Here is a 19,296-nt window from a genome sequence, read left to right as displayed (position 1 = left end):
CCGTAACAAGCTGTGTATGCTGTTAATTTTCCGCTGGTGCGTATATCATTCCGGAAGAGAATCAGTCAGTTTGCGCGGTGACGAAAGTTTAGGCGGATGCAAGCGTGGAATGGTCGAACCGTTCGACGCTAAGTCAGGCGCTTTATCGGGAGAATGATCATGGCGGTTGCGTCCAGCACGGCGACTGAACAACAGGAGACGAATTTGCGCCCCGCCGATGAGACCATTGCCGAAGACGCGCGCGCCCTTTCAGCCCAGCTGAAGGCCATGCGGGAGCGGTTGTTTGCGCCATCGTCGCGCAAAACCCTGCGGACTTTCACATCTGGGGAGGCGGCACGTCTCGTAGGAGTCTCGGACGGCTATTTGCGGCAATTGTCGCTTGCCGGTGAAGGCCCTGCGCCAGTCGTTGGGGCAGGGGGGCGCCGTTACTATTCGCTCTCTGATATTGACGCTCTGCGCCATTACCTGGCGGAACAGGCGATGATAAAAGGCAATGTTTCCAAGGCCCGTTCCTATGTGAAATGGCGTGATGCCGAACGTGGCGAGCATTTGCAGATCATTTCCGTGACAAATTTCAAGGGTGGCTCCGGTAAAACCACCTCGGCCGTCCATCTGGCGCAATATCTGGCCATGACCGGGCACCGGGTTCTAGCGGTCGATCTCGATCCGCAGGCATCACTGTCGGCTTTGTTCGGCTATCAGCCGGAACTCGATCTGGTCGGCAATGACACGATTTATGGCGCCATTCGCTACGACGATGAAGTCAGGCCGTTGCGGGAGATCATCCGCAAGACCTATTTTCACAATCTCGATTTGCTGCCCGGCAATCTGGAATTGCAGGAATTTGAGCATGTGACGCCGCGTGCTTTGGCGGAGCGAAAGACGGGCGATGCCAAGAGCCTGTTTTTCGCCCGTGTCCAGAATGCCTTGCACAGCGTGGCGGATGATTATGATGTCGTGGTCATCGATTGCCCGCCGCAGCTTGGGTATCTGACATTGTCGGCGCTTTGTGCATCGACATCGGTGATTGTCACCGTACATCCGCAAATGCTGGATGTGGCGTCCATGAGCCAGTTCCTGTTCATGACATCGGATCTTCTCGGGGTCGTGCGTGAAGCGGGCGGCACGCTGAATTTCGACTTTCTGCGCTATCTTGTGACCCGGTTTGAGCCGAATGATGGCCCTCAGGCGCAAATTGTCGGTTTTCTGCGGTCGCTGTTCGGGGAACGAGTGTTGACCTCTCCGATGGTCAAATCCACGGCGATTTCCGATGCCGGATTGACCAAACAGACGCTTTACGAAGTCGGGCGCGAGAATTTCAGTCGCGGTACTTACGACCGGGCGATTGAAGCGCTGGAATCGGTAAATGCCGAAATCGAACAGTTGATCCACACGGCGTGGGGACGCAAAGAATGATTGGAAAAAACCGAAAAAGCGAGTTGCGCGCGCTGTTTTCCGATCCAGGATCGGGGGCAAGTTCAGAGACTGCGGAACCCTCTGTTTCGCAACCAACGACGTCCGGCGAACCGCGTAGCGCAGACACTGTTGAAGAACAGCCCCCCGCAGCGCCCGTGGCGCGCGCAGCCTCCGGGGCGATAAAGGCAATGGGATTGACGTTGTCCTCCATCACCAGAGAGGCGGAGGAAGCGCGTGCGTTGCGCCAGGCGATTGACGAGGGCGAAAGGGTCATTTCGCTTGCTACGGATAAGATCGATGCGTCCTTCGTTTCAGATCGTCTGAGTGATGAGGAACGAGACGATCCCGATTTCATCGCGCTGGTTTCCAGTATGCGCGAGAGTGGCCAGCAGGTTCCGATCCTCGTGCGGCGTCATCCTCTTAATGATGACCGCTATCAAGTTGCCTATGGTCACCGTCGCTTAAGTGCTGCCAAGCGCCTCGGTATCGCGGTCAAGGCGCTTATCCGGCCCTTGAGCGACGACGAGCTTGTGCTGGCGCAAGGCAAGGAAAATGCCGAGCGACGCAATCTCACCTTCATTGAGCGTGCCTTGTTTGCCAAGGCGTTGGCCGATCGTGGTTTTGATAGAAAAGTCATCGGTGAAGCGCTTTCGGTGCAAAAAAGCGAGTTGTCGCGGCTTATTCAGGTCGCGGAAAGCGTACCAGAGCGCTTTGCTCGTGCCGTTGGACCAGCTCCGAAGGCGGGTCGCGAGAGATGGATGGCACTTGGCCAATTGCTTTCGAGCGAGCAGGGGCAGGTGAAAGCGGCTGGATTGGTGTCTACAGACGGATTTCGGATCGCAGCCACAGATGAGCGGTTTCAAAAACTATTCGATACGCTGTCCGGTAAGGCTCCCGTGGAGCGCCCAGAACCTGAGGACATCAGGGGGCCAGATGGCCGTGTCTTCGCCCGTATTGGACGGCAAGGGCGGCGGGTAAAGATTGAATTTCTGGCGGAGGCCAATCCGGGGTTTGTCGATCAGTTCGAAACGCGTCTGGCGGCGGCTTATGCCGCCTATTTGGACGGCGAACACGACTAGAATGGGTTTGCATCCGGCTTTTGCTGGATGCTTTAGACCTGCGTTTTTGCAGCAATGCTGCATGGCCCTTAAATCCCAAGGGATTTTAAGAGGACACTATGCAGAGGTTACAACGGGTTATGGCGCGTTGTGTTTTATCGAACGCAAGACGCCGTAAAGTGCAACGAGAAGGAAGCAATACGAGACAAGAAAAAAGGCCCCAAAACGTCACCATTTCGGAAGCCCTCTTCTATGTAGCAATTCAAGAGAATCACTTCTGGCCCCAAAAGTCAAGACATGACCTCATATTCGTGGGTCATGATGTATCTTTTTGCGTCTTGATTTTACGGCGCTGGTAGCAGCGTCAGGCCATAATGGTGCTTAGACAAAATGATGGAACAGTATCGACCACAATGTGGCGGTGCTTACGGCGTCGTGCGTTTTATCAAATGCGTATAAGATGCTGTAATCTTTAGATCTGCTGCGCAATTTCTCCGTAAGTCTGGTTCGATTTATGGAGTTATGCGTTAGATCGACCGTTGCATAATATGCTGAACTCCTCGGATTTCAGGTGGGAAACCTGTGGTTTCTATAAGAGATAAGATTGGTCTTAAATCTCGCTTTATAGCGCAGGAAACGGTCAATTTCGCTTATGCGACCAGTTGGTTGTCGATACTGTGGTGAGTTCAATTGTCTTGGATCCTTGAGATACCAAGCAACGAATTCGTGTGCGGACGGGATCCCTGCGTTTTATCAATAGGATGCCGTATCACTTCAATCTGCTGCGAAATATTCTCTTGGTCTTGTGTCTTAAGTCAGAAATTGCGCAGTCGATTGATGGATTGCCGAAAGAGTGAAGGGTCTTCAGTCCATCCTATTTCGGTGATCGTTAACCCGTCCTGTTGGGTTGATTGAGTTTCAGTGTTTGTCATTTGGGCCTGCTTGTCTCCTTGTAGAGGGGACGCGACATTATGGAACGAGCTGCAACAACGCCCTTTGGCGGCGGACGGGTGTCTGGTCGCGTCCTAGCGCGACAAGCACGCATTGGCGAACGCCAAGCTGCTCTGCGGCAAAGCGAAGGCGCAAATTCTTCTGGTCGCGCTGACAAATGGCAATTGCTTCGCGCGTTAACCGAAGCGCGTGCTGTTTATGGTCTGGGTGACCGGACAATTTGCTTGCTTGAAGCGCTTGTAAGCTTCACCACCGAGCGCGAGCTGGATGGCCGGGAGCCTGTTATCGTCTTTCCATCCAACCGGGAATTGGCTTTTCGTGCAAGAGGAATGGCGCCAGCGACCATACGCAGGCACCTGGCTTGCCTTGTCGATGCAGGCATGATCTTTCGGCGTGATAGTGCCAATGGCAAGCGCTATTGCCGGAGAGATGAAACTGGCGAAGTTGAGGATGCATTCGGCTTCGATCTAGCGCCGTTTGTGCTGAAAGCAGAAGAAATTTACAGTGCGGCCGAAAGCGCCCGTGCGGAAGCCAAGCAGTTCCGCGCCTTGCGAGGGGAGGTCACTGTTCTATCCCGGGATATTTCCAAAATAATCACACTCGCCCTTGAAGAAGGACGAGCAGGGGATTGGGAAAGCTATTTGCTTTGCTATCAGTCTTTTTGCAAAACGCGCACAAGAATGAAATTCAGCAGCGACATGCAAATTTTCGCGCAGGAGCTGCGCGCACTGTTGTCAAAGGTGGAAAATGATTACCTTTCAAGCCTGTCTGAAGAAGAAATGAGCGGCAATGATCGCCAAAATGAGCGTCATCAACAGAATTCAAAATCAGAACTACAATTTGATAAAAACGGCAAAGATCATACAACAGCGGAGCCGGTTTCATCTCCTCTCGACCAACGCAGATTGGCTGTAAGCCTGAAAAGGTTGAAAACGCTTTGCCCACAAATCAACGATTACGCCAAAGATGGGATTTCTGAATGGAGCGATTTGATCAGGGCGGCTGACACTGTTAGGACGATGTTGGGCATCTCCCCTGATGCATGGTTGAAGGCAAAACAAGCAATGGGTGAACAGGCCGCCGCAATTACCGTTTCGGTCATGCTTGAACGCGCCGAAGCAATTCGTTCCGCAGGCGGTTATCTTCGGACATTGACCGATAAGGCAGAGCAAGGGCAGTTCAGCGTTTATCCTATGCTGCAAGCGCTCGAGAAAAACCTACCGCGTAGCAAATCTTAAAGCTGGGTGACGTCGGGAAAATCTGAATGGGGTGATGCGACAGAGGCTTTCTTTCCGTCGCAGCCTTTTGAAGTTTAGGTTTCCCCTGCTCGCTCCACTGAGCTTGGAATTTCGGCGCATTGAGGCGGAACAAATGTCACTGCAATGCGTTTGTCTATGACGCGAACCCTTATGGTCCTGAAGCGTAAGTAGACAACTCCGACCGTGACAACGGCCGTAACTATGCAGCAGGCAAGTGAAGCGTAATTCGGGTACGCGATCATCCGGCTGGGATACAGAAATATGCAGGGTTTCGAGAAGGCCAGCAGCCATCACCGCATTGGATCGGATCAGGTGATCAGAGTGGGCTATAATGCCTGGAAGACCGGTGTTGCATCGAAGGCGGGATTTTTGATTGATGGTGCGCAATATTTTCGCGCACTTGCGGATTCTCTATCTCGCGCTCAGGAGCAGATATTCATCATCGGTTGGGACTTTAACCCTGACATCCAGCTTATACCGGAAGATCAAGCTTCACCCACATTAGGTGAGTTCCTTATTTCGCTTGTCGAAAACAATAGCCGTCTCTCCATTCACATTCTTGTCTGGGCGATGGGTCCAATCTATTCTGGAAAATCCCTGCGCATCCTCGGGAACAACGAACTGAAGTCGCATCCAAGGATCGACTTGCGGCTTGATACGCGGCATGCCGTTCGAGGTTCTCATCATCAGAAAATGGTGGTTATCGACGATGCGCTGGCGTTTATTGGCGGCATCGATCTGACAGCCAAGCGCTGGGATACGCCCGAGCACCGGGCCGATCAACCTTTACGCTGCACGCCAAAAGGCGAACGCTATGAGCCGGTTCACGATGTGCAAATGGCAGTTGATGGTGAAGCGGCCGAAGTAGCGGCTGAAATCGCCAGGCGTCGGTGGTGGCAGGCGACAGGTGAGGATCTTGTGCGTCCACGCTGCTATTCTCATTCTTTTCCGCCGGCTGCACGCTATGTATTTAGCAATTGTGACATCGCTTTTGCGCGGACCGAACCGGCAATTCGCAGAAGCACATCCGTTCGTGAGACGTTACAACTGACCCTTGACTGCCTGTCGCGGGCAGAGAAGCTTATCTATATAGAAAGTCAATATTTTGCATCGAAAGATGTAGCCGATCTTTTGGCTTCTCGATTGAGTGAGCCGGATGGTCCTGAGGTCGTATTGATTTCGACGCTGAATTCGCATGGATTTCTAGAGAGAAAAGTACTGGGGGAAAATCGAGACCGAATGATCCGCAAGCTTAGACAAGCTGATCGATTTGGTCGGTTTCGTGCTTTCTATCCAGTTGTCCCAGATGAGAGCCGCGATACTAAGTGCGAGGAAGTCCTGGTCCATGCCAAGTTGATTATCGTTGATGATGTTTTCATTCGCGTCGGGTCGTCGAACCTAAATCAGAGATCGGTGGGTCTTGATACGGAACTTGACGTCGCCATCGAAATGCATAGCGACAAAGAACGGCAGATCCTGGCCGACATGCGAAATGGTCTGCTTGGTGAGCATCTTGGTCTGCCGAGCACTGAATTGGCAAAAGCCCATCAAGAAGCCGGATCATTGGTGCGCGCCTTGGATCGAGTGAACGTTGGATTGCGTGGGCTGCGATCTTTTCCTGTCGGTGACGAGAACGGCAAGACAGGTTTGCATTTTGCTACGGGCCTTGTGGACCCAAAAGCACCTTGGTGGCCGTTGCAGTTGGTTTCTATTCCATTTTCGATGCTCAAGAAAATCCGACGCATGGCGATGTCGAAGGCAGGACTGAGCCAGGCCGATGGACAACAGCAGCGGATCTCTGCCAACAACAGTTAAATTATATTTTTAAACCCCACTGAGAGCTCTTGTGATTGGTAAATCACAAGAGCTTTTTCTATGGCGAGGCTTAGTATTCTTATGAATGCAGCCTATGACATCGTCAAAGAGTTGCTGCTTTCACCGTCTCATTTGACGAGGAATTATTCCGGCGTTCGAGGCGCGAATAATACCATTCACTGATGGCAAAGACCGGGATGCCGATTGCCAGCGGAATGAAAAAATACACAACGCGAAATGCAATGAGCGCGCCGATCGATGCGTCTTTGCCCATGATGAATGAGATCGTCGCTTCCATGACGCCAAGTCCACCAGGAACATGGGCAACCAGCGCCGAGAGGTTAGCCATGACATAGGCGGTTGTCGTTTCAAAAAAACCTGCGGACGATCTTGCCAACCAAAAGAGACAAGCGGCGACGGCAGTGAAATTGGCGATGCCAACAGCAACCTGGGCAAGGGCGATAGGCAGGGTTGGCAGTGAGAAGCGCCATTTGTATATTCGTATTTCACCGCGCAGCCAGGCTGAGGCCACGAGATAGATGCCAATTGCAGCCAGACAGGCAAATCCAATCAGCCGAGCAGCGAAACTCCCCATGCCGCCGAGCTTGGCCGCACTCTGCGGAAACAGGGCAAGGCAAATGCCAGCCAATCCTATCAAGCCGATTCCGACGGTTGCGCCGCAAAAGAGAATGATTTTGGCGACTTCCTCGTTTTTTAGGCCCCAGCGCCGATAATACCGATAGCGGACCGCACCGCTGGACAGCGCCGCCAAGCCGACATTATGTCCGATAGAGAGGCTGACAAAAGACGCGACCGCGGCTTTTCGCCAGGACAAACGAGAACCAGCATAGAGGATGCCAAGATAGTCGAAGCCAGTCAGACAAAGGTAGGAGACGGCACAAAAAAATAATGACAGAGCGAAACCTGTCCAAGGGATAGCAGACAATGACATTTCGATATCGTTGAGGGAGAATTTGCTCAGCGCCCGGTAGCTCAGCCAGAGGGCTATTGCTGTCGCAGCAAGGAAAATGCCATTCAACAAAATCTTCTTTTGCATCAAATCCGTTCCGAGGTTGCTCTTCGTACAGGGAACGATTTCCCGCCTAAGGTGTTCCCTGAAAATGAGCTCCATATTTCGTCTCCTTACCTATAATATTCATAGCTGTATCGGCACAGACAGAAGACTTGATCCAGCCAGAATTGCCGAAGTGATCGCAGCCACCGAAGCAGATATTGTCTGCCTTCAGGAAGTGGATGTCGGACGAAACCGAACCTCAGGAATTGATCAAGCCGACGTGATCGCAGGCTATCTCACCATGCAATCACATTTTCATTCCGCCTTGAATGTTGCTGAGGAACGATATGGCGATGCACTGTTGACCAGGTTTCCGACCCGGATCGTCCAGCAGGGCATGTTGCCATCACGCGGTGAGCAAAGGGGCGCGCTATTGGTGGAGGTATCGATTGGACAAATTGCTGTTAACGTCTGCGTGACACATTTCGGCTTGCGGGCGGGTGAGCGAGCAGAGCAGGCAAGGGCGCTTTTGGGCGTGGAATGGCTCGGACCCTTGCTGGCGGCAGATGCTCCCATTGTGGTCGCAGCCGACTTGAATGCTGTCTCGAATTCAAAAGCTTTCAAACTCCTGACGGCAAGATTGGCCGATGCCACGAAAGCTAACCTCAAGTCCGAAAGCCTCAGTCGGTCGAAGCCGACATTTCCATCTCGCTTTCCATTCCTGCGGTTGGACCATGTTCTAATATCAGGTGGATTAAATATCCTTGAAGCACGGGTTATCGATACACCTTTGGCACGGCGGGCCTCAGATCATCTGCCGCTTCTTGTTACAATGCAAATTTGATTGCATTTCGCATGATAATATTCAATTAGTTCCATAATGCTGATTATCTAACTCTTGTATGTAGAGGGGGTGGGTTCAAGGATGAAGTGCGACTTGCAATAGATAACAAAGGTTTATCGTTTGCAAGGAAGCTGCAATGAAACGCACCTACTCCCATATCGACTTGGACGAACGCCGTAAGATCGCTCGCTGGCGTATGGCGGGCCAGAGTATTGAGATGATCGCCGAGACACTCGGTCGCCATCGCTCGACGATCTTTCGTGAAATCAAGCGGAATACGTTTATCGATGAGGTGGTCCCGGACCTCAATGGCTATTACTGCGTCACGGCGCATGACATGGCTTGCGAACGGCGGGCCAAGCTGGGGTCGTTTGCGGGACGGGGCGGAATCCTACGCTAAGGCTTTGGCCAACGATATTCTCCGGTGAGATTGATGTGTTCCCAACCGAGTGGCGAGACATGGGCCAGTAGATCGGGTGATAACGCCTTTCCGGCTCGTTTCTGGTTGGCGACGACTTCGCCGAGCTTCATGGTGTTCCAGAAGATGATGATGGCGGCGAGCAGGTTCATGCCCGCGATACGGTAGTGCTGCCCTTCCGCCGAACGATCGCGGATTTCGCCTCGCCGATGAAAGCTGATAGCCCGTTTCAGCGCGTGATGCGCCTCGCCCTTGTTGAGGCCGATCTGTGCGCGGCGTTGCAGATCGGCATCCAGAATCCAGTCGATCATGAACAGGGTCCGCTCAACGCGGCCTACTTCCCGCAAGGCTGTAGCCAGTTCGTTCTGCCGTGGATAGGAGGCAAGTTTCCGCAATATCTGACTGGGCGCAACGCTTCCGGCTGCAATGGTGGCGGCGATACGCAGGATGTCTGGCCAGTTTCGCTCAATCATGGCCTGATTGATCTTTCCACCGATCAAGGCCCGCAGGTGCGCCGGCGCTGCCGATGGATTGAATGCATAGAGGCGCTTGGACGGCAGGTCCCGGATACGAGGAGCGAACCGATAGCCGAGAATGGCGCACGCGGCAAAAACGTGATCGGTGAAGCCTCCCGTGTCAGCGAACTGCTCGCGGATATGACGGCCAGCATCATTCATGAGCAGGCCGTCAAGAATATAGGGCGCTTCGCTTGCCGTCGCGGGGATCATCTGGGTCGCGAACGGTGCGTATTGATCGGAGACGTGGGTGTAAGCCTTCAGGCCCGGCGTATTGCCGTATTTCGCGTTGACCAGGTTCATGGCCTCGCCTTGCTCAGTTGCTGCGAAGAATTGCCCGTCGCTTGATGCCGAGATACCCGCGCCCCAGAATTGAGCCATAGGTAGCGCCGCCTGCGCCTCGACCACTATGGCCAGCGCCCGGTCATAGGCCTCGCCCTCGACATGCCACCGCCCAATGCGGATCAATTCCCAGAAGGTGTGGGTATTAGTAGCATCTGCCATCTTCCGAAGGCCTAGATTGATCCCCTCCGCGAGGATGACGTTCATCAGTCCGATCCGATCGGCGCAGGGCGCTCCCGTGCGCAGATGGGTGAAGGCTTCGCACAAACCGGTTGCAGCATCCACCTCAAGCAGGATGTCGGTAATCCGCGTAGACGGGACCTGCTTGTAGAGATCGAGAACCATATCCTCGGCACCAGACGGCGCGGCGGCTTCTAGCTTCTCGATATGCAGGACGCCGTTTTGGATGGACCCACCGGGAATTGTGCCCGCGCGAGTGGCGCGACCAAGCTCGCGTAGCCGTATTTCGAGCCGGGCTTGCCGGTCCGCCAGCCATTCCTCCGGCCGCAATGGCACAGCCAGGCGGCCGCTTTCGGCCAGCGTCTGCACCGGCACTAGTGCATGTTTCAGATCGCCATAGCGCCGGGATCTGGCCAGCCAGATATCTCCGGAGCGGAACGCGTCACGCAGATGGAACAGCACCGCAATCTCCCAGAGGCGAGCATCGCCAGCCGCCTGGGCACGAAGATGCCGATGCCATTTCGAGCTCGGCCGCAGAAAGGCTGTATGCGAGGCATTGTGCAAACCGGTGCTCAGGGCCGTTACCGCCTCCAGAAGCGGCAACGCGATTGGCGCAGCTCGTATATCGAGCAGGCGCAGCATGCGAGGAGAGTAACGGCGAAAGCGGTGATAGCCGTCCAGCACATGGTTGAGGGGATCGTCCGCCATGGTGGCGGTAAGCCTGGTTGCCATCGCGACAAGGGTTTTGAAGCCGTCCCAGCCTGATCCGCTCGCGATAACATCGTCCAGCGGCTGGCCATCATCCTGTGCATCGACCAAGGCTCCACCGATTTCGGCGAAAGATTTCAGGGTGTCGCGCACTGCGTTTGCTTCGTCGGCGATCTTCGCCTGGCAAATCTGTTCCGACGCCCGGTAGAGCCTGCCGACGATCCGGTCGTGGGTTTCGACCACGGCGTCGGCAAGCATTGCCTGCCATTCCGACGCGCAGACGGCCAGAATTGCAAGCCGCCTGTCCTCCGGAAGATCGCGCATGCCGTCAGCATAATATCGTTCGCCTTGCCGACGCAGACGTGTCACGCGATGGGCTGGGACACCGGCCAGCAAATCATCGGGAAGAACGACGCGTTGCAGATATTCTATCCGGTCGAGCAGCCGGTTGGCAGACGATGAGTTCGAGCCTGGCTCGAATTGCCGCAACCAGACGAACCGATTTACCCGGTCGTCAACGGTATCTTCGAGCAACGCTAATAATGGCGTCCTAGTTTCTTGCGACAAGCGACTGGCAATTCTTGTCTCAATCTGTCGTTCAGCATCGACCAGAGCCATTGCGCATAGCCGCTCGATCGTCGATGTCGCGGGAAGAACTGTGCGCGTGCGACGGCATTCGGTCACGAAGCGAATGGCAACATCCTCGTTCGATAAAGCGATCTCGGCTTCGCGGAACAACCATTCCTTCAGATCACGCGCACCACGTCCGGAGAAGGTGCGGAATCCATAGAGCACCCGCAGTTCGGAAAGATGCTCGTGCCGCGTCTCCTCACGTGTAGCATATTCGACAAGATCATCGGCATGGAGACCGAGTTGTGCTCCGATAAAATCAATGACCTCTGCCGGTATCAGTTCACCCGGAGCCAACGCCCGGCCGGGATATCGTAGGACGCACAGTTGCAGGGCGAAGCCGAATCTGTTGTGAGCGCGCCGGCGTTGCCTGATGTGGCCGAGATCCTCATCGCTAAGAGTATAGTGCTTCAGCAAATCCGCTTGCGAGGTCGGCAGGCGCAACAGCGCATCCCTTTGCCGATCCGTGAGAGTGACGCGACGCGGCATTTATGTTCCTTTTTCAAAATTTGATCATGTTTAAGATACTTTGTTTATGAAGCTGGTTGAGATACAATTCTAGCCAGCAAAACATTCGCGTCCGATATACTGCCTCAAACCAACGTTTAAGATACATGCTGATAGGATATGCCCGCGTCTCTAAAGCCGATGGCTCGCAGTCCCTCGACCTGCAGCACGACGATCTACGGGCCGCCGGCGTCGAACAGGACAACATCTATGAGGATCGCGCGTCCGGTAGTCGGGATGATCGGCCGGGGCTGGCCGGCTGTCTCAAATCCCTGCGCGCCGGCGATATACTCGTGGTCTGGAAGCTTGATCGCCTTGGGCGGTCGCTTGCCCATCTCGTCAACACCGTAAAGGATCTGTCAGAACGAAAGATCGGCCTGCGTGTTCTGACCGGAAAGGGCGCTCAGATCGACACCACCACCGCATCCGGCCGCATGGTATTCGGTATTTTCGCCACCTTGGCCGAGTTCGAACGGGACCTGATCCGCGAGCGAACCATGGCAGGGCTGGCCGCCGCGAGAGCACGAGGCAGGAAAGGCGGTCGCAAGTTCGCCCTCACCAAAGCGCAAGTGCGTCTCGCGCAGGCCGCGATGGCGCAACGCGACACACCCGTTTCTGATCTGTGCAAGGAACTCGGCATCGAGCGCGTCACCCTATACCGGTATGTCGGTCCCAAGGGCGAACTCAGAGATTACGGAAAACGCGTCCTCGGCTTGGCCTAGGGCTTGAGCAGCACCAGAGCAGAAACCCTACATAATCTCTGATCCGCCGAGGCCCGGCCGCGCTTTTCCGTTGCGGGCAGCCCAGCTTTTCAGACGCAGACCGTTGAGCTTGATGAAGCCTTCGGCATCATGATGGTCGTATGTACCCGAACCCTCTTCGAAGGTAACGAGATCCATAGAATAGAGCGATCCGGCCGAGGTGCGGGCTACCAAGTTTGCTGAGCCCTTATAGAGCCTGAGCGTCACCTCGCCGCTGACATAGGTTTGGCTTTGATCGATCAAGGCCTGCAGCATATCCCGCTCCGGGGAAAACCAGAAGCCGTTATAGATCAGCGCGGCGTAGCGTGGCATGAGCTCGTCCTTCAGATGAGCCGCAGCGCGATCGAGTGTGATCGATTCAATCCCGCGATGAGCGGCGAGCAAGATCGTGCCGCCGGGCGTCTCATAGACCCCACGAGATTTCATCCCGACGAACCGGTTCTCAACCAGATCGACCCTTCCAATCCCATGATTGCCGCCCCGCCTGTTGAGTTCTGTCAGTAGTGCAGCAGGCGTCAGGGTGATGCCATTCACGGAAACTGCATCGCCTTCCTCAAAGCCTATAACAACGGTCTCCGGTTCGTTCGGCGCATTCAAAGGGTCGACGGTTCGCTGATAGACATAGGCAGGTGCGATCTCCGACGGATCCTCCAAAATCTTTCCTTCCGTCGAGGTATGCAGGAGGTTCGCATCAGTGGAAAAAGGAGCTTCTCCGCGCTTGTCCTTCGGAATAGCGATCTGATGCCTTTCGGCATACTCGATCAACTGCGTGCGCGATTGGGTCTCCCATTCGCGCCAGGGAGCGATGATTTTAATCGATGGATCGAGCGCATTGGCCGCCAGTTCGAAGCGCACCTGATCATTGCCCTTGCCGGTGGCACCATGGGCGATGGTGTCGGCGCCAACCTCTCTGGCTATGCTGACCAGATGCTTGGCGATCAGCGGTCGCGCTATAGAAGAACCAAGCAGATATTGCCCCTCATAGAGCGTATTGGCCCGAAACATCGGAAAGACGAAATCACGAACGAATTCCTCACGAACGTCGACAATACGGATATCTTTGACGCCTAGCCTCTGAGCCTTTTCACGCACGGGTTCCAGCTCCTCGCCCTGGCCAAGATCCGCCGTGAAGGTAACCACCTCGCAACGATACGTGTCCTGAAGCCACTTGAGAATAATGGAGGTGTCCAGACCTCCCGAGTAGGACAGCACGATCTTCTCGATCTTTTTCGTCATCACCTTCGCCTCCACATGGAATATGGCGAAACGATAGGCCAATCCACACGCAATGGGATTGCGAAGAGTTCACGAATACTGGGTATTCTGGCATATTATGCCGTGAATTAATAATCAGGAGCTATATTGTGTCATTCACTTTTGACGAGATTGATCGGCGGATCCTTAAGGTACTTCAACGCGATGGACGCATTTCCAATATCGACCTGGCGAAAGAGGTGGGGCTGTCTCCTTCGCCGTGTCTGCGCCGCGTTCGGCTTTTGGAAGAGGCGGGTATCATTGATCGCTACGTGGCCGTTCTTGATCCGACCAAAGTGGGTGCAGGCCTGACGGTGTTTGCCCGCGTCTGGTTCAAAACGCAGGATGCACAAGTCACCCTCCAATTTGCAGAAGCTGTCAGGCGCCTACCGGAAGTCATGGAATGCTACCTGACCACCGGAGAATGCGACGCCATTCTGCGCATCGTCACCGCCGACCTCCATAGCTATTGGCGTTTCCAAGCGGATCATCTGACTCGTATCGCGAGCGTGCTGAACGTAAAAACGGATGTTCCGATGGAAACCCTCAAGCGAAGTTTCGAATTACCATTGGCACTGTAATCCTTCACCAAGCCTTAGCGTAGGATTTCGCCCCCTCCCGCAAATGCCCCCAACACGCCCTGCTAGGCGGCCCGCAGCATCCTGCCGGCAAGCCGTAAGGATCTGAAGCTTTCGGGAATTTGCTGCTCGGTGTCCCAGGAATAGATGCTGGTCAGGTTGATATGCTCCTATCAGCTTCGCATCAGCTGACGGGAAGGGTCTTGCCTGCCTTACACGATGATCAGCAAGCATCAGCGAGTGATGAAGGAGGGGTGTGCTGCTTTGTGAGATGGGCTTTCGACTTGGACGGTCTGAAGTCGACACCTTCGCAGGATCCAGACACCCGAACATGGAAGAGCTGCGCATCAACGTGTTGAAGGTGCAATGGCGGTTTGCCTTTGCCTTCGATCCGGAGCGAAAGGCTGTGGTTCTCTGCGGTGGTGCGAAGAGCGGTGTGAGCCAGAAGCTCGTCCACAAGCGGCTGATCGACCTGGCGGACAAATGGTATGACGAGCACATGAGCGCGTTGGATAAGAGACATAGCTGATCTCGATAAGTGGTACAGACGCTTCCTGAAGATCAACAGCGCGCCGTTGCGAAGCGCACCGACGAGCTTGTTGCGGCGCACAATCTACGGAAACTGGGGGCATTTGCTGGACGGACGCAGGAAGATGTGTCTGCTGGGACAGGTTTCAAGCAGACCAACGTCTCAAGACTGGAGAAGCGCGCCGATATGAAGTTGTCGACCCTTCGCGATTATGCCGAATCCCTTGGCGATACGTTGAAGATCGTTGCTGATGTTGCGGGCGAGAAAGTTGATCTTTCCAGCATCGCTGAGCGCTCTCGCCCCGGTTCGCAGGTCTGAGACGGCTCGCCGGGTGGGGGAGGGAACTATAGCCCAGCGGCTTTGGTCAAATTGACCCTGAAGCGATCTCGTCTGCGCTGGTACCTGCGGGTCATCTCGGCTGAGGCATGACCGAGTTGCTTTTGGATATAGCGTTCGTCGACGTCGGCAGAGGAGGCGAGACCAGCGCGAAGCGAATGGCCGGAGAACTTGAAGGCGCGTTCAATCTCGCTGAGATCGCCACGAACCCCGGCAGCCAGGGCAGCCCGTTTCACCAGCCTTGCCACTTCCTTATCGTTCAAGCGTTCCGGCCCAACGGACTTGCCTTGTCCGGTGACACGGCGGAACAGGGGGCCATGGGCAAGCCTGGCAAAGGTGATCCAGGTTTCGACTGCGACCACCGGGCAGGTGGCGTCGGAGGAGCCACGGCCGATCTCGACCTCACGCCAGCCGGTCTTGCCGCGCAGGGTGACGAGCATGCCTTTGTCGAATATTTCGATCCAGCCGCGCCCGTCTTCGGTTTGGTCCGCCTTGATGTCGAGACCGACAATCTCGGACCGTCGCAGACCACCGGCATAACCGATCAGCAGCATGGCCCGATCGCGTAAACCTCTCAGCGTTCCCCGATCGAGTGTCTCGATCATGGCGATGATGTCCTCGGCCACCACCGCTTCCTTCTGCACAGGTGGACGCCCGTGGCTGTTGCGAATGCCGGCCATAACCGTGGCGATATGCCGATCCTTGCGATCAAGTATCAGCCCGCGCTGCGCATAGTTCCAAGACAATGACGACAGGCGCCGTTCGATCGTCGAGACAGCGTTTGCCTTGGCGCCACGCGCCGGTGTGCCGACGGCATCGCCTGAGGCACAGGTGGTAATATAGAGACCAACGGTCTGCGGGTCCGGGGGGAGGGGAGCCAAACTCAACTGCCGGCACCAGGCGGAAAAATGCTTCCAATCGGAGGCATAGGCTTTTCGCGTATTGGCAGAACTTGCCGCCGCCACATAGTCGCGGGCGCGGTCCGCCAGGCTGGCAAGATGCGTTGGCGTTTGGTTCTCGGCAACGGGAGAGAGCAGGGGAGGGGCCTGCATCGACGTGCCTGCGTCCGACACCTGCGGCGCGCAAACATCACCCTCAGCCGCCGTGCTGAGAGACGGCGCAGAGCTCTCCTGGAGGTGAATTTCGCTGTTTTGCTCGATGATCTGGGCCATTTCTCTATAATGACAAAAATGTCCGATAATGCAAGATTATCGGACGTATTTCTACAACGACAGGGCGTGCGGTTCAAGTCGATAATGCTAGCATAAACTGCGCACCTGATTTACACTTCGGCGCATGGATTCACTCCTGCCCTCCGCTCCAAATACCCCTGCTTGGTCGCCCCGCCTACCGGCGTGGGCGCTTTCGCGCGGTCGCGAAATCAACGAGTCCGACGCTGCCTTCGCCGCTGGTATCGCCCTGAAATCACTGAACGATATGGTCCGCGCCGAACCGAAATGGATCGGTTGCTGGCGTGATCGCCTAGCCCTCAAATCGGCCACTGTTGCCGCCAGAATGATTGGGCGCGACGAAAAAGAAAGCGCCATCCGGGACGCCGTTTTGTTGACCGCCGCCGGTGACGATCCCGGCCCGGCCGGAAAGCTGTTTCTGGCGACACGATTGCTGACGCGTCGATCCGGGACAATCACCACACCCTTCGTTAAGGAGCTCTCCACGCTTTTGGGAATTCGTTGGGACGACGGTCTTGCCGAGATCCCGAATCTGATCGATTCTGCAAGGCAGTCCGGGCGAGCAGCGCCTTTCGTCGCGGCGGACCTTATAGCGGCACTTTGCGCTGCCCGCCCGGATGCCGAGGTGCTGGCGCTGGGGCTCGCCGATCTCATCTTAGCGTACAAGCTTAATTGGCCGAAACCTGTGCCGCTGCTGCTCCCTGAGCGTTTTGGTCCGGCGTTCCGCACGATCGGCGGCCGCGGTCGCGTTAGGCCGGGCGAACCGGCTTATCCAAAAGCGATCTGCCTGGCGCTGGTCGATGGCGTAGACGCCGCACTTCGATCCGCCGTCGAGATAGACCGCTGCGCCGCACGACTGCTGGCCGTTGCGCCGAAGCTGCGCACCAAGAGAGCTGAGCCCGTTATCCGCAGACTCCTGAAGGAGGACGCGGTGCCTGCGTCGGCCCCCGGTAGCACACTATCTCGCTGGGCGGCCAATCGTCTGTTCGAACGGCTCGAAGGTTTTGAGGCGGTGCGCGAACTGTCCGGCCGATCGTCCTTCCGGATCTTTGGGTTGTGACCATGGCAGGATCCAGCACCGTTCGCAGCAAACGGCGGCCCGACATCCTTGTCCGAAAAATAATGATAGAGTTGCGACTTGCTGGTGCGACTGGCTTCCATGACTTCATCCAGGCTCATTCCAGCAGCACCTTTGGCATAGACGATCTCGGCGGCAGCCTCGATGATCCGTTGTCTTGTCGTCTCTCCCCGGACCGTAAATCCGGATTTTCCGTTTTTTCGCATGGTGATCTCCAAAATTGGACTAGACAGTCCAGTATCCTTCTATCAAGACTGGACCGTTCAGTCCATAAAGGAAGTCATCTTCATGCCAATGCTTCAGAACGACCAGACCTTTCCAGACATCGAAATTCCCGCCGTCGGTGGCGGCGTCATCCATCTTCCAAGCGATCTTGGCGGGTCATACGGCGTCGTGCTCATCTACCGTGGACATTGGTGCCCTTTCTGCAATGAGCAAGTGGCGGCTTTTGTCGCGGCAAGCGACGCGCTTCAGAAAGAGGGCATCAAGGTCGTGGCGTTTTCCGTCGATGACGAAGCCGAGACGAAAGACTTCATTGCAAAGCACGCTATCCCCTTCAAGATGGGGCATTCGGCAGATCTTGAAGCAATCGTTGCGGCTGTCGGCGCCTATCAGAACAACGCCCCGGCACGCGGCCGCTTTCTCGAAAACACCGGCTTCGTGCTCGCGCCCGACGGCAGCGTCGTCAATGCCGTCTATTCCAGCCGGGCGATCGGCCGGCTCGTTCCCAGCGACGTCATTCGCCTCGTCGCCTTCATGAAGTCATTGAAAAAATAAGAAGTGGGCTGGGCCAGATCATTCTCCGCTACCTGGCCCGTGCGCCGATGGTGTCAGGTTTCCACGGGAGTGCCGGGTCACTCACCCCGATGATCGCCATGTCCGGCGAGTAGGTCTCGTGCCACTTCACTGATCAGCGATCGCAGCCACCTGTGCGCCGGGTCATGGCGATATCGGACATGCCATGCCATCTCGACAGGGAAGGTCCCTAGATCGACGGGGGCCGGAAGGATCTTAAGGCGAGGATCCTTGGCAAGACGATTGCAAATCAGGCGCGGCAGTGTGGCGCAATAGTCCGTGACGGCGATCATTTCCGGCACTGCCAGAAAATGCGTCACCGACACGGCAACGTCGCGCTTGAGGCCCTTCTGGTCCAGCGCCTGGAAAAGCCCGGCCCGCATCCGGCCCGGCGGAAGCACGTTGACATGCTTCAGACTTTCGAACTGCTTTTTTGAGATGCTGTCCCGGATGTCCGGATGGTCGGCGCGCACGACGCACGCCAGTCCATCGTCCATCAGGTGCTGCACCACCATATTGTCCGGCGGATCGACGATGCGACCCAGCACCATGTCGGTCGTTCCGGACATTGCGCCGGTCTCGATCAGATCGTTGCCGAACGGGGTAAGGCGAAGCTTGATCCCGGCGGCCCGCTCGCGCAGCTGCGAAACAATTTCGGGCATCAGTACGAACTCGACGTAGCCGTTTGGAGCTAGGGTAAACAACCGTGTTGCCTCGGCCGGATCGAACTCCTGCTGGCCGAGGATCACGTCGTCCATACTTGCGAGCGCAGCACCGATCACCGGCGCCAGTTCCTCGGCCATTTGGGTCGGCCTCATGCCGTAACGCTCGCGGATGAACAGCGGATCGCGCAGCGTGTCGCGCAGGCGGTTCAAGGCATTGGACAGGGCTGGCTGGGTGATGCGGAGCCTTTCGGCAGCGCGGGTCACACTGCGTTCTTCCATCAGCGCAATGAAGACAGGCAGCAGGTTCAGGTCATATTTCATCCCGTTATATTGCAGAGAGTATATCTGAAATCAAAGAAATAAATTTCCGGAATGAGGTCTCGGCAGGCATGATCATCGTGTCGAAAGAGCAGCGATCGAAGGAAGATCGCAGCCAACACGAAACACCCGCG

General features: G+C 55.8%; 16 protein-coding genes and 2 pseudogenes. 12 read left to right on the top strand and 6 right to left on the bottom strand.

Annotated features, from left to right (window positions below):
- The first annotated feature begins 153 nt into the window (after window positions 1-153).
- The 4 genes from repA to IEI95_RS01950 all read left to right on the top strand — a co-directional run bounded on the left by repA (window position 154) and on the right by IEI95_RS01950 (window position 6,499).
- Entirely contained in the window at window positions 154-1,416 is a 1,263-nt protein-coding gene (gene repA / locus IEI95_RS01965; protein ID WP_012653445.1) for a plasmid partitioning protein RepA, read from the top strand.
- Window positions 1,413-2,495 (top strand): plasmid partitioning protein RepB, encoded by a 1,083-nt coding sequence (repB, locus tag IEI95_RS01960; protein ID WP_156533639.1) that lies wholly within the window; start codon window positions 1,413-1,415, stop codon window positions 2,493-2,495. The genes repA and repB overlap by 4 nt, the downstream gene beginning before the upstream one ends.
- Window positions 2,496-3,445: 950 nt before the next feature.
- The gene (gene repC / locus IEI95_RS01955) at window positions 3,446-4,663 is read left to right on the top strand and encodes a plasmid replication protein RepC (protein ID WP_156533640.1); all 1,218 of its coding nucleotides are present in this window, start codon (window positions 3,446-3,448) and stop codon (window positions 4,661-4,663) included.
- A 282-nt stretch (window positions 4,664-4,945) separates the two neighbouring features.
- Complete coding sequence (locus IEI95_RS01950; RefSeq protein ID WP_156537933.1) at window positions 4,946-6,499, top strand: phospholipase D-like domain-containing protein; 1,554 nt, start codon at window positions 4,946-4,948, stop codon at window positions 6,497-6,499.
- Between the two features lie 103 nt (window positions 6,500-6,602).
- On the opposite strand, the gene IEI95_RS01945 is transcribed toward IEI95_RS01950, so the two are convergent.
- A complete protein-coding gene (locus IEI95_RS01945; protein ID WP_087729698.1) occupies window positions 6,603-7,556 on the bottom strand; it encodes a putative bifunctional lysylphosphatidylglycerol flippase/synthetase in 954 nt (317 codons plus the stop codon).
- Between IEI95_RS01945 and IEI95_RS01940 the strand changes: the two genes are divergently transcribed.
- Both IEI95_RS01940 and IEI95_RS01935 read left to right on the top strand, forming a co-directional pair.
- The gene (locus IEI95_RS01940; RefSeq protein WP_234934147.1) at window positions 7,528-8,358 is read left to right on the top strand and encodes an endonuclease/exonuclease/phosphatase family protein; all 831 of its coding nucleotides are present in this window, start codon (window positions 7,528-7,530) and stop codon (window positions 8,356-8,358) included. The two genes, IEI95_RS01945 and IEI95_RS01940, sit on opposite strands and share 29 nt — an antisense overlap.
- 136 nt (window positions 8,359-8,494) lie before the next feature.
- Window positions 8,495-8,734 (top strand): annotated as a pseudogene (locus IEI95_RS01935) (helix-turn-helix domain-containing protein); the annotation flags it as partial.
- 20 nt (window positions 8,735-8,754) lie between these two features.
- Here the strand turns inward: IEI95_RS01935 and IEI95_RS01930 are convergent.
- Window positions 8,755-11,640, bottom strand: coding sequence for a Tn3 family transposase (locus IEI95_RS01930; protein WP_194415698.1), 2,886 nt, complete (start codon window positions 11,638-11,640; stop codon window positions 8,755-8,757).
- 125 nt (window positions 11,641-11,765) lie between these two features.
- On the opposite strand from IEI95_RS01930, the gene IEI95_RS01925 reads away from it, so the two are divergent.
- On the top strand, window positions 11,766-12,380 hold the full coding sequence (locus tag IEI95_RS01925; protein WP_113495771.1) for a recombinase family protein: 615 nt from the start codon (window positions 11,766-11,768) through the stop codon (window positions 12,378-12,380).
- 27 nt (window positions 12,381-12,407) lie between these two features.
- Here the strand turns inward: IEI95_RS01925 and IEI95_RS01920 are convergent, their stop codons facing one another.
- The gene (locus tag IEI95_RS01920) at window positions 12,408-13,655 is read right to left on the bottom strand and encodes an argininosuccinate synthase (protein ID WP_194415696.1); all 1,248 of its coding nucleotides are present in this window, start codon (window positions 13,653-13,655) and stop codon (window positions 12,408-12,410) included.
- A 128-nt stretch (window positions 13,656-13,783) separates the two neighbouring features.
- On the opposite strand from IEI95_RS01920, the gene IEI95_RS01915 reads away from it, so the two are divergent.
- The 3 genes from IEI95_RS01915 to relB all read left to right on the top strand — a co-directional run bounded on the left by IEI95_RS01915 (window position 13,784) and on the right by relB (window position 15,098).
- Complete coding sequence (locus IEI95_RS01915) at window positions 13,784-14,254, top strand: Lrp/AsnC family transcriptional regulator (protein ID WP_180641694.1); 471 nt, start codon at window positions 13,784-13,786, stop codon at window positions 14,252-14,254.
- Between the two features lie 268 nt (window positions 14,255-14,522).
- Window positions 14,523-14,780 (top strand): type II toxin-antitoxin system RelE/ParE family toxin, encoded by a 258-nt coding sequence (locus IEI95_RS01910; RefSeq protein WP_194416241.1) that lies wholly within the window; start codon window positions 14,523-14,525, stop codon window positions 14,778-14,780.
- Between the two features lie 9 nt (window positions 14,781-14,789).
- A complete protein-coding gene (gene relB, locus IEI95_RS01905; RefSeq protein WP_194415694.1) occupies window positions 14,790-15,098 on the top strand; it encodes a type II toxin-antitoxin system RelB family anti-toxin in 309 nt (102 codons plus the stop codon).
- 26 nt (window positions 15,099-15,124) lie between these two features.
- Here relB and IEI95_RS01900 read toward each other — a convergent pair whose 3' ends face one another.
- Window positions 15,125-16,288: a site-specific integrase gene (locus IEI95_RS01900; RefSeq protein WP_194415692.1), complete on the bottom strand. Its 1,164-nt coding sequence runs from the start codon at window positions 16,286-16,288 to the stop codon at window positions 15,125-15,127.
- A gap of 124 nt (window positions 16,289-16,412) precedes the next feature.
- Between IEI95_RS01900 and IEI95_RS01895 the strand changes: the two genes are divergently transcribed.
- Window positions 16,413-17,366, top strand: coding sequence for a DUF1403 family protein (locus tag IEI95_RS01895; protein ID WP_070167282.1), 954 nt, complete (start codon window positions 16,413-16,415; stop codon window positions 17,364-17,366).
- A gap of 56 nt (window positions 17,367-17,422) precedes the next feature.
- On the opposite strand, the pseudogene IEI95_RS29720 reads toward IEI95_RS01895, so the two are convergent.
- A pseudogene (locus IEI95_RS29720) lies at window positions 17,423-17,590 on the bottom strand (TetR/AcrR family transcriptional regulator); the annotation flags it as partial.
- A gap of 82 nt (window positions 17,591-17,672) precedes the next feature.
- Here IEI95_RS29720 and IEI95_RS01885 point away from each other — a divergent pair.
- Complete coding sequence (locus tag IEI95_RS01885) at window positions 17,673-18,161, top strand: redoxin domain-containing protein (protein WP_060720098.1); 489 nt, start codon at window positions 17,673-17,675, stop codon at window positions 18,159-18,161.
- Between the two features lie 77 nt (window positions 18,162-18,238).
- Here the strand turns inward: IEI95_RS01885 and IEI95_RS01880 are convergent, their stop codons facing one another.
- Entirely contained in the window at window positions 18,239-19,165 is a 927-nt protein-coding gene (locus IEI95_RS01880; protein ID WP_060719972.1) for a LysR family transcriptional regulator, read from the bottom strand.
- Between the last annotated feature and the right edge of the window lie 131 nt (window positions 19,166-19,296).

This window comes from Agrobacterium vitis (assembly GCF_014926405.1).
GTDB classification, from domain to species: Bacteria; Pseudomonadota; Alphaproteobacteria; order Rhizobiales; family Rhizobiaceae; genus Allorhizobium; species Allorhizobium vitis_H.
This window is presented reverse-complemented; position numbering and strand designations above follow the sequence as displayed.